The sequence below is a fragment of the Calothrix sp. NIES-2100 genome, from assembly GCF_963875285.1.
Classification (GTDB): Bacteria; Cyanobacteriota; Cyanobacteriia; order Cyanobacteriales; family Nostocaceae; genus Aulosira.
Genome location: NZ_CAWNLA010000001.1, coordinates 3,553,515 through 3,564,407 on the forward strand (window position 1 = coordinate 3,553,515; position 10,893 = coordinate 3,564,407).

Sequence of the window (10,893 nt, forward strand, 5' to 3'; positions counted from 1 at the left end):
CTTTGTGAACACATTGCTGATGATCGCTTCGTAAATCAACTTTTGCAACTCGTACAACCAACTTTTGCGATTCGTATAACCAATAAAGGGGAGGGAACTGGATTTTTCTTGTTTCCCCCCAATATATCGGGGTAATAATGTGATTAAAATCACAGCAAACCACTTTTCAAACATCCTCTAAGTTGCAGTCTGTTGTAGTAGCTTGAGATTAATGAGATTGCTTCCCTCCACTGCTTTCCGGTCGCAATGACAGATACTACCTTTGATAGCAACTTGGTATGATTTAGGCTTCTGGCAAAAACCACAGATAAACACCGATATTTATCTATGTGCATCCGTGTTTATCTGTGGTTCGATATCCAAAAAATCGACTTATGCGATCGCCTTTTCAATTTACTCCCGCCCAAACAATCAGAGGTTTACCAACTTGCTTATAAAGAAAGCTCTCTAAAATTACGCCATTATTGTTAGCTGTGAGAGATTTATTTGGCTGACGCAGAGATTCGTACAATCCGTTGTACCAACCTTTATCAGATTTCAGTTGATTGAAGACAATATTTGATAGGGAGTGCGTGTAATCGGTGTTGTAAAGTACATGCCAGCCGATCGCAGCTTTAGCACTAAGGAAGCGTAAATTATTGTGCTGTTGTTGAGTATCTGTAATTGTTGCCCAAGGTTTGCCGTTAACAAACAAGCTGTTGTAAACGAAGTAAGGCTCGCGATCTAAATTGTCTTCTGTCAGGGCTGTTAATTCTTGCGTTGCTTGATAACGTGCTTGTTGAGCAGCTAAAATTCTATCGGCGTAAGCTTTCGGTAATGCTTGGAACCCAGTTTCTATGCCATCGAGAATATAAGGTTCGCTCAGAACGTAGTTATTAGCACCTGAGTTGTTAGCGTCGCGGCGATCATAGGGCACACCCTGTCCATAAAGATTGACAAAGGCGGTATTAGACTTATAATCTAAGGCTTGCTTGACATCTAATCCCCACAGTTTCAAACCATAGGCGGCATAGTTTTCATAGCCTAAGCGACCTTCTTGGTTGTACTGTTCTTTACCTTGGACAACAGCAGTACCGTACATTTGCCCATTTTTGGTGAGGCGCTTAACTTGCCAATGCTTCCACACAGCTTGCACAGGCGATCGCATTTTGGGATACTTGGCTTCGACAATTTTCAACCATAATGCCATCCGCCCCAAATCGATGGCTGACCAACCAATTTCTTCGTTTTTCTCTAATTGTCCATAATTCACAGGTATCAGAGTTTTGGCGTTGTAGACTTTGTTGGGCAGTTCACCTTTATATAAAGGTAGCGATGCTAGAGTCTGCAACATCTTAGTCATCTTCGCTTCAAATTCTGCGGCGGGGATGATGTTGAGTTCTTTCGCACTCACCAAAGCAGCGATCGCAGCTGCTTGATCCCACATAGTCACAGATGCAAAGCCATCAACAGAATTTACTAAGCCAGTTTTATCGTTCCAGTTGCGTTGGAAATACAACCAAGCCTGACGCGCAGCTGCGATGTCAACTGCATCTAGTGTTTTGACTCCAGGCGTAATAAAAGGTGCTTTGCTGATTAGTTCACTGGGAGTAATAGGTGTTCCTTGTAGCACGATAGAGTTAGCATCAAGTTTTGCTACTTTTTGCGCTTGTGTTTCCAAGTTTGCTGTCGGGGTAACAGTTTGAGATGTTGATATTGCAGGCGTTTGTGTATTTTGAGAAAGACGACTAGACCAAAAATTTAACCCAGCGATCGCGATGACTGCGGTAACTACCCCTCCGACAGTAGCCAGTATGGACAAGCCTTTAGGTGGTGGTTGAAAGTCAGAACTCATGATGCTTCAGCCTTTATTTTATTAGTCACTGTTGCTTTGTTCATGTTTCCCAGCATTGACAGCTAACTAACACACTTGAAAAAGTCATTTGGCATTTGTCAGTTGTCATTTGTCATTTGTCATTTGTCATTACTCTCCCTCATCCCCCTCATCCCCCTTTCATGTATGTTAAAATTTGACTCGCAACTGTCCTGTCAGAGAGTTACCACCGTAAGCACTTCCCCCGGTGTCCTGATTGCGCACATTACTAAAGCTATAGCCTAAATCTGCTTCTATGCTAGGTGAAAGCTTTGCTGTACAGCGAGTTTGATAGGCATTGGCGTTATCAAATTCGCCATTTAGCCGTTGCTGTCCTAAGCTAGCAGATAACCGACAGCGCAAGAAATTGACAACTTCTCCCTCCCAAGCCACCTCAGCGTTGTATACGAAAAAATCAGGTGGAGAAAAATAGCCGCTTGTGCGTTCCAAATTGCGATCGTAACTCCATGTGAACAAGTTAGCGGCGAGCGAAAATTGTCCAAACTTGCGCTCTAACCTGCTGAAAGACTGCACCTCAGAATTGCGATCGCTGTAATTACCCAAGCGTAATGATGAGAATAAACTCGTGTCACGATCAATCTGCCAATATAAATTAGGCCCAAATCGCCAAGCAGTAATTTGATTTTCTAAAGTTTGAGCGTTAAATTTATAAGGCCCTTGCTCTACATTCACAGATACTATTAAACCCGAAAGTAATTGACCTGAATCAGAAACTTTCGGCGGTATAATTAGCGCTTCTACCTGAGCATTGAGATTGATAGCCGGAGGTAACCGGTTGAAAATATCAACTCCTGCTGCTGTTTGCAGCTTTACGTCCCCAACTTTTCCTTGCCAGCCAATTTGTATGGGAATATTGCTAATTGATTCTATACCGATTTGCTCGAAAAAATTGAAACCTGTTTTGACAAATATTTTATTGCCATTAGGTAATCGAAACTGAAATGTTGGTTCGATAAACAAATTATGTATACCAAAGTTATCTGTATCATTGCGAAAATCTGTTTGGATATTTTCCAAAACTGCGAGCGGTTTCTCTGGTTCAGCTGTAGTTGACGATGGTTGAGAAGGTTTTGGCAACTCTGGTAATGGGGGCGGTATCTGCAAACTTGGATTGAAATTCTCCGGTGCAGCAATCAAATATGGCAGCGTTATTGAGTGATTTTCATTTTCATTAACGGGAAATATATCAAATTGTTCTAAATCATTTATAGAAGTAATTTTTTCTAGCAATTTCGAGGATGAATCCGAGTGTTTATATATTTGATTAGCTTGTGATTTATCTGCTAATGATATCCAAATACCCAAGCTCAAAATTGCTAACCAGTGAAACTGTAAACATTTCCAAATTAACTTAGTATATTTATATATCAATCCAGAGTTATCAGAAAAAATATTTGCCATCATGAAAGATTACACTGCCAAATATATAGAAATAAATACATCACTAATTAATTTGGCATTATAATCACCAAATTCCATCATCCACAATCGCCATTTAAGGGGGATGAGGGAGCAGGGGGGCAGGGGGGACAAGGGAAGGGGGACAAGGAGGACAAGGAGAGAAGTCTGAGCGGAGGCTTCCTCCGTAGACGCGGAGCGGCTTGCCGCAGGCATCAGAACTTCTCCCAAGGGGAGACGCTGCGCGAACGGAGGGATAAGGAGGACAAATGCCCAATGCCCCATGCCTTTACAACATAATCAAACCCAGCCTGACACCAACAGTTACAGCCTCGGTACGGGTGGAGACAGCAAGCTTTTGAAAAATCGATGAGATGTGAAACTTCACGGTATGCTCAGAAATCTGCAAGTGTTTGGCGATCGCTTTATTACTTAAACCAGAACCGAGCATTTCTAATACATCAATTTCCCTTGGTGTCAAGGTTTGTACGGGGGTAGTTGCGACTTTTTGCCGGATGGGTAGTAACTCCAAAAAATCTGGATGTAGGACGAATAAACCATCAGCGATCGCGATCGCCGCAGCGATAATTTCTGACTCTGTACTGATACCGGGTAATATACCCCGGACACCAGAACGAATTGCGGCTTCTAAATCAAGGCTTTCGAGTGACTCTGCGATCGCCAAGAATCCTATAGGATATTGCTCCTCTTGAATCAGCAGCAATTTTTCCCAGATTGATGGTTGCAGATTACTACCTAAATCTAGCAGTACTACATCGGGTTGTAATTGCCCAACTTCCCTGGTTAAGCTATCCAAATCGGATGCACTCCCCACCACAGTCATCTGGGAATTTGCACTCCCAACGACAGCCGCTAAACCCGCCCGCACCACAGAGGAAGTCGCAACTACCATCACCCGGATCATGTAGCCTCCACCGCAGTTTTCCCAGTCTGCAATTGCACATAAACCACAAATTGCTCACCACCACGTAAAAGTTGTAGCGGTAGTGATTCGCTGTCTTGGCTTTGGTGGAGATATTTGCCTAAGTCATCTTTTTGAGTAAATAATTGCCCTGCAACTCCAATTAACACATCACCAATTTGCACACCAGCTTTCGCCGCTACACTGTCACCAAGGACAGACAACACCAATAAACCAAAGTTACGTTTACCTACTAACACAGGTTGCAAGGTTACTCCTAGTCGCGGACGATTGGCAGCAAGCAAAAAGCGGTTAACAGCTACACTGGGAATTGCCACAGCTAAACCGTGAACAACCATTGTATTAATTCCGACAACTCGACCGAGACAGTCAGCTAGTGGCCCCCCAGAATTACCAGGATACAGCCGAATATCAGCCATCACTGCTTGCTGATGACGAGTGTGGATCATCCCTGCGGTGAGGGCACCACTATCAGCAAAGGGGTTACCCACCGCCAAGACTAACTCACCCACTCGTAGTGCATCAGAGTCACCAATAGTTGCAACCTGTAAATCAGTAGCAGTAATTTTTAGTGCAGCTAAATCTTGCTGGGGGTCAAAGTGGGTGCGCACAGCATCAAATACTCGTCCATCCGCCAATTCTACCGTTGCTCTGTTACTGGTTGCTACATGGGCGTTAGTAATAATTAAGCCATCAGCTTGCCAGATTACACCAGAACCCACTCCTTGAGAATTGCTTTGAACCTTGACTGTGCTATGGCGTAATTTAGCAGCGAGGTGTGCTAGTTCATCGCTAAAGTGTGTAATTTTTGTGGTAGTCATTTGTTATTTGTCATTTGTCATTTGTCATTGGGCACTTGTACTGAGCGGAGCCGAAGTATGGGGCATTTCTTATTTTTCTTCCTTGTCTCCCTTGTCTCCCTTGTCCCCCTTGTCCCCCTTGTCCCTCCGAAGTTCTGTTCGTCGTTCGCGCAGCGTCTCCCCTTGGGAGAAGACGTTGGCGTTCGCGCAGCGTCTCCGTTAGGAGAAGCCAGACGCTCGTACCTCGCTACCGCTGCGCTAACGCCGGACACCGGCGCTCAGACTTCTCTCCTTGTCTCCCTCATCCCCCTTTCATACATGGTGATGATTAACGAGAACCTCTCCTACCATGTCTCCCGCGTCTGTGATGGCGGTAATCATCGCGTTTTTCAGTACTTTCTGAACCTGGGGATTCCTCAAATGGTCGTTCGCCAATTGCGATCGCTAATTCAACTAACACCCCACCCCGCACTAGTTGGACGCTGACAGTTTTACCGACGCGATCGCTACTATTGAGCAACGCCATCACATCACCTGTATCACTCACGCTTACACCATCAAATTTCACCAACACATCCCCCAGCAGCAAACCTGCATTATCAGCTGGCCCCTCAGGCTCGACATTGACAACAATCACACCAGTAGCAGCAGTTAAATTCAGAGATGTGATCAGATTATTTGGTAAGCGTACAGGTTGCATCCCCACACCTAAATAACCCCGTGCAATATGTCCTCTGGCAATCAATTGGTCAACTACACGATTGATTGTCGCTGCTGGGATCGTTAAAGCCGTACCCCGCCTTCCCGATGTGTTCATGCCTACCACATAACCAGCCGCATCTACCAACGGACCACCTGCAAAGCCAGGGTAAAGAGTAATATCGGGACGGATGTATTGGTCGATATTGCCACCACTCATACTCCGCCAAGCACCACTCACCACACTTACCGTACCTAAAGCCGCCCGCAAGTCACCTTCGTTACTTCTAGCTATTCCCAGTACCAAATGACCGACTTTCAGTGTTGTCCCATCGCCAATTTTCGCCACTGGTGTTTCTACATCTTGCAGTTGGAAAACAGCTACATCGGTGCTAGAGTCATGACCTAGATGTGTAGCAGCAACAGAGCGACCATCTGATAACGTGACGGTAATTTCTTCATCACGCGGCAGGGACTCATCAGAAGTAACAATGATCCCATTACGCCAGTGAATTCCACTAGAGGAAATCCCTGTGCCAGCATTCACTGCAACTACAGCACTTCCGGCTTGTTCTACGATATCGGCTAAACTGTTGGAAAATTCCAGTAATGAAGACATCTATTTTTCTCGACAAATTTTCACAAGATGCTCATATCCTGTCCTGTTTTACTCTTCAGTGGCATCGGAAAAATGGGGAGAATTTACCCTAGAAAAATGGCTAGTATCGCTGTCTTGTCATTGGTCAATTGTCATTTGACATTCTCCTTGTCCTGTTCCCTCGTCCCCCTGTCCTCCTTCTTTATTGATGCATGGTGATGAAAATTTTCTCCTTGGCATAGCATAGCTGCCTTTATTTGTAAAAGTTTCATGAAGATCTATTCTGTATTGGATCGTAGACAAAGCTACCAAAGGTGATAGTTTTAACCTGAATTTAATTACAAAGATATCAGTCCTATTTATGTTGTTTTTATGTAATAATTATTACCCCTGCCATTTTGACTTGACAAAATTACTCGGAAAATTGTAAATTCTAATTTAGGTAAGTGTAATTTTTTAACAATTATCAAAATAGTAAAACATCAAATTACCTACTACGAATATTTAACAAGTAACAAAAATAGCCATGCAACACACTTTATTAAACAGTAATGATGTTAACCTGCTACTTAGCTATTTACAAACCTGATATCAACATAGTATCACTGGTGATTTTTCCAGATATTGCTATTCTCATCTATCAGTTTTGGCTGCTCGGACTATTTTTATGGGTGACAGAACAAGCACTAATGTCAAGAACAGAATTTAGGGATTTTTATTCTGTTCATCATTGGTCTAAGCAAATCTCAGGCAGAGTTTTTCTGGAATTATTCAAAAATGCTGATTTTATCATCATCAGGAATTATTTCCGTAACTTTTATAAATTGTTAGTAAGTAAAAGTTACTTAAAAAATTACCAGTTCACCATTAATTTATTTATATATAATCATAGTAATATTAGATTATTATTATGAATTAACAAGCCATAAAATCAGGTTGTTATTTATACATTTTTTGGAGTCGTTACTACGTGATTATGGCTCGATGATATTCTAGACGGCTTCAGTCATAAATAATCAAGATTTTTCGAGTTACAGTTGCTTTTTTACAAACAGGTTTGCGGTTTACTCTTCTATTTTCTCAAGAAAGTGGCTGAGTAATGACTTTAGTAATTTGGGTATACTCATTGACTGATAGGTAAAAATTGATTTATGAAAAATGGATTTCATGCCGAGCAAAATGGGTCGAGAGTAAAATCTCAACTACCTTCTTTAAACCCACAATTTACTGTTGATACTCATAACGGTTCTTCTGTTGGTATTTCTGCCCAAAATCACCGCCAAAATGTTGAATATCAAGCAGGAAAACCATCTTTATTCCAGAGATTTTCTAATCTTTCTATTAGCCGCAAGCACTTGGTTGCATTAATAGTATCTCAATTGATATCTATTCTAGGTATCAGTATAGTAGGCAGATATTTAATAACAAGTAGTTTACAAAATAGCTCCCTAGAAAAAGCCAAGTCAGAATTAGCGATTTCCGAGATTAATTACAATATCAAAGTTAATCAGATGGGATTGGGATTTCGTAGTCAAGCTGAAAACCCAAAGATTGTTAAGGCAGCAATTTTGCATACATCTGGACAAGCATTAAGTCAGGAATTGCAAGCAGAAGTTAAGCAAATTCTGCAAACCGAAGTCAAGCTGAATAAAATTGAGTATGCGACCCTAGTAGGTCAAGATTTGCAAGTAATTGTTAGTGCCAATACTAACCGGAGTGGGGAAATTTTTAATCCTGATAATTTGGTGAGTGAAGTCTTAGCTAATCCTCAACAAATTAAAGCTAGCAGAGTTATCAATTTATCAGAGCTAAGTCAAGAATTACCGTTGTTACCACCGGGACTTAACAACCAAAATGCGCTGATTCGTTACACAGTGACACCGCTCAAAGATCCAGATACACAAGCAGTGGTGGGAGCTTTAGTGACTGGTGATCTTGTCAATGGAAAAGACCAGATTGTCAAGGATACATTAAAAGCTACAGCCGGCGGCTACAGTGCTGTATATTTACACCAGCCAACGGGTGAATTTGCTCTAGCAACAGCTTTAGACCAAGGTCAATTTAAAGATGTTAATCAAGCGCAACCTAATGTTAAATTACCCGAAACAGGGATAGCTTTATTGAAAGCAGCAGTATCAGCAAAAGGGCAAGCAGTTACAGCTAAAATACAATTAGGTAACCAAACTTACTCAATGGCAGCGAAAGCTGTACCCAATAAAATTATTGAAAAAGATGAGCAAACAAGTAATGTTTTTGATGATAAATCTGTAGCTATTTTAGTGCGGGGAACTGCCGAAAATGCGCCGAATCAGCTACTAAAAAATAGTTTTTGGATCGAAGTAGTCGCCATTATTTTAGGATTGAAGCTCATCTTATTGTGGGCAGTAATTTTGCAGCGCTCAATTGTGAAACCGATCGAGCAAATAGAGCAAACAGCCAAGAAATTTGCCCGTGGCGATCGCTCTGCTCGAACTGAGATTTTTGCTACTGATGAAGTCGGTCAATTGGCTAACACTTTTAATCAAATGGCAGAGACCATTAGCGCACAAGCTACCAGCCTGGAAAATGAAGCCAAATTGTCACAGATAGTCAATGAAATTACTGGGCGTTTCCGTGGTTGCCTGAACACAGAACATATCTTAAATGTAGCAGTCACCAGTATCAGAGAAGCGATCGCCGCTGATCGGGTGCTTGTCTATTGTTTTGACGAAAATTGGCAAGGTACAATTATTGCTGAATCCGTTGATCCGGATTGGCCGAAAACCTTAGGAAAAGAAATTGCCGATCCTTGTTTTGCCAGTGATTATGTTCAGAAATACCAAGATGGCCGTGTTCAAGCCCTGGAAAACATTTATGCCGCAGGCTTAACTGATTGTCACCTTAACCAACTAGAACAATTTGCCGTCAAAGCGAATTTAGTCGCACCAATTTTGCTCGACAACAAGTTATATGGCTTGTTGATTGCTCACCAATGTTCCAGTACTCGTAAATGGCAAGAACTAGAAATTGAATTGTTGAGACAGGTAGGAATTCCTGTGGGCTATGCTTTAGAGCAATCAAATCTTTTAGAGCAAGTAGTCACAGCCCGTTTCCGCGCAGAAGCTGCGGCGATGGAACAACGCCAACACAACGAAGCATTACAACAGCAAATACTCACACTCCTCAGAGATATTGAAGGTGCATCCCAAGGCGATTTGACTGTGCGATCGGAAGTGACAATGGGAGAACTTGGTACTGTCGCTGACTTTTTTAACTCGATTGTTGAAAGTCTCAGAGCGATCGTGACTAAAGTGAAAGCATCTGCGATCCAGGTGAATACAGCCATTGGCGACAACGAAGTAGCCATCCACCAACTAGCCGAAACCGTACTCAAACAAGCAGACGATATTAGCCTCAGTCTAGTTAGTATAGACCAAATGCAACTTTCGATTGCAGCTGTAGCAGATCGTGCCAAACAAGCTGCTATAGTCGCCCACACAGTATCTGGTACTGCCCAAGACAATGGCAAGGCTATGGATTTGGCTGTACAAAATATCTTCAAACTGCGCTCAACAATTGGCGACACAGCAAAGAAAGTCAAGCGTCTGGGAGAATCTTCACAACAAATTTCCCAAGTAGTCGCCTTGATCAATCAAATAGCTATGCAAACTAACTTTTTAGCGATCAACGCTGGGCTAGAAGCCACAAGAGCGGGTGTAGAAGGTGAAGGTTTTGCCATGATTGCAGAAGAAGTTGCGGCACTAGCTGCTAGATGTTCTGATGCAACTCAAGAAATTACACAAATTGTCGATAAAATTCAACGGGAAACGAATGAAGTTGTCACAGCGATGGAAGTTGGAACTAATCAGGTAGTAGAAGGTACTAACATTGTCGAAAATGCTAAAAATTCTCTGAATCAAATTCTCTATGTATCCCAACAAATTGACGATTTAGTACAGTCAATTTCTTTAGCCACAGAATCTCAAGTCAAAACATCGCAATCAGTCAGCAAACTCATGCAAGAAATTTATCAAGTGTCGAATCTCACTAGCCGCTACTCCCATCAAGCTTCCCAATCTCTCAAACAAACTGTAGAAATTTCCCAGGAATTACAAGCAACTGTAGAAACTTTCAAAGTTAATTAACTTGAATTATTAAGACCTCACCCTCTGCTTTGAGGAAAGGCGGTGGGGGTGAGGTCAATATCCTGTGCATCGAACTCACGTTTAATTAATTCGCTGATTCAACATTCTAGCTCAACAGGTATCGGATTTGATCGTCTAGAGCGAGCAGCCACACCAAAGGCTTCATGCTGATGCTTTTGGTGTCCCTACCGCGATCGCGTCTACTTTGATGAATATATAAGTCTATCTTCACATAAAAATATAGCTGTTCTATTTGATTGGTGAACATCGGTGAACTTCAGATCCCGACTTCTTAAAGAAAAAAGGGATCTTGCTGTTAAAGTTATGATTGCTATAACATTAAGTTATGATTGCTATAACAATAAGATTTTAAAGATATTTTGCGGCAGTACTGAGGCAGCAGATAACAGCATATAAACAGGCTAAACTCGTCTATCCACAGCTAGATGTCAAGCCGC

At 42.1% G+C, this 10,893-nt stretch carries 7 protein-coding genes; 1 reads left to right on the top strand and 6 read right to left on the bottom strand.

The genetic code is table 11. The features are described from left to right. Window positions 1-388: 388 nt before the first annotated feature. From AACU32_RS14720 to AACU32_RS14740, 5 genes are all read right to left on the bottom strand, one after another. Complete coding sequence (locus tag AACU32_RS14720; protein WP_339377897.1) at window positions 389-1,834, bottom strand: DUF3131 domain-containing protein; 1,446 nt, start codon at window positions 1,832-1,834, stop codon at window positions 389-391. Between the two features lie 168 nt (window positions 1,835-2,002). Further along, window positions 2,003-3,277, bottom strand: a complete 1,275-nt coding sequence (locus tag AACU32_RS14725; protein WP_096600641.1) for a cellulose synthase subunit BcsC-related outer membrane protein — start codon at window positions 3,275-3,277, stop codon at window positions 2,003-2,005. Window positions 3,278-3,560: 283 nt separating this feature from the next. Further along, window positions 3,561-4,184: a response regulator transcription factor gene (locus tag AACU32_RS14730; RefSeq protein WP_339377898.1), complete on the bottom strand. Its 624-nt coding sequence runs from the start codon at window positions 4,182-4,184 to the stop codon at window positions 3,561-3,563. Between the two features lie 8 nt (window positions 4,185-4,192). Next, window positions 4,193-5,035, bottom strand: a complete 843-nt coding sequence (locus tag AACU32_RS14735; RefSeq protein WP_096600647.1) for a S1C family serine protease — start codon at window positions 5,033-5,035, stop codon at window positions 4,193-4,195. Window positions 5,036-5,342: 307 nt separating this feature from the next. Continuing rightward, entirely contained in the window at window positions 5,343-6,332 is a 990-nt protein-coding gene (locus AACU32_RS14740) for a S1C family serine protease (RefSeq protein WP_096600649.1), read from the bottom strand. A 1,130-nt stretch (window positions 6,333-7,462) separates the two neighbouring features. Here AACU32_RS14740 and AACU32_RS14745 point away from each other — a divergent pair. After that, window positions 7,463-10,435, top strand: coding sequence for a methyl-accepting chemotaxis protein (locus tag AACU32_RS14745; RefSeq protein ID WP_096600653.1), 2,973 nt, complete (start codon window positions 7,463-7,465; stop codon window positions 10,433-10,435). 106 nt (window positions 10,436-10,541) lie between these two features. On the opposite strand, the gene AACU32_RS14750 is transcribed toward AACU32_RS14745, so the two are convergent. Continuing rightward, on the bottom strand, window positions 10,542-10,703 hold the full coding sequence (locus AACU32_RS14750) for a hypothetical protein (protein WP_339377899.1): 162 nt from the start codon (window positions 10,701-10,703) through the stop codon (window positions 10,542-10,544). Window positions 10,704-10,893 lie beyond the last annotated feature (190 nt).

Bases quoted from the DNA above. Each gene is read 5' to 3' on its own strand.
- AACU32_RS14720 (WP_339377897.1), bottom strand. From the start codon at position 1,834: ATGAGTTCTGACTTTCAACCACCACCTAAAGGCTTGTCCATACTGGCT.
- AACU32_RS14725 (WP_096600641.1), bottom strand. From the start codon at position 3,277: ATGATGGCAAATATTTTTTCTGATAACTCTGGATTGATATATAAATAT.
- AACU32_RS14730 (WP_339377898.1), bottom strand. From the start codon at position 4,184: ATGGTAGTTGCGACTTCCTCTGTGGTGCGGGCGGGTTTAGCGGCTGTC.
- AACU32_RS14735 (WP_096600647.1), bottom strand. From the start codon at position 5,035: ATGACTACCACAAAAATTACACACTTTAGCGATGAACTAGCACACCTC.
- AACU32_RS14740 (WP_096600649.1), bottom strand. From the start codon at position 6,332: ATGTCTTCATTACTGGAATTTTCCAACAGTTTAGCCGATATCGTAGAA.
- AACU32_RS14745 (WP_096600653.1), top strand. From the start codon at position 7,463: ATGAAAAATGGATTTCATGCCGAGCAAAATGGGTCGAGAGTAAAATCT.
- AACU32_RS14750 (WP_339377899.1), bottom strand. From the start codon at position 10,703: ATGTTCACCAATCAAATAGAACAGCTATATTTTTATGTGAAGATAGAC.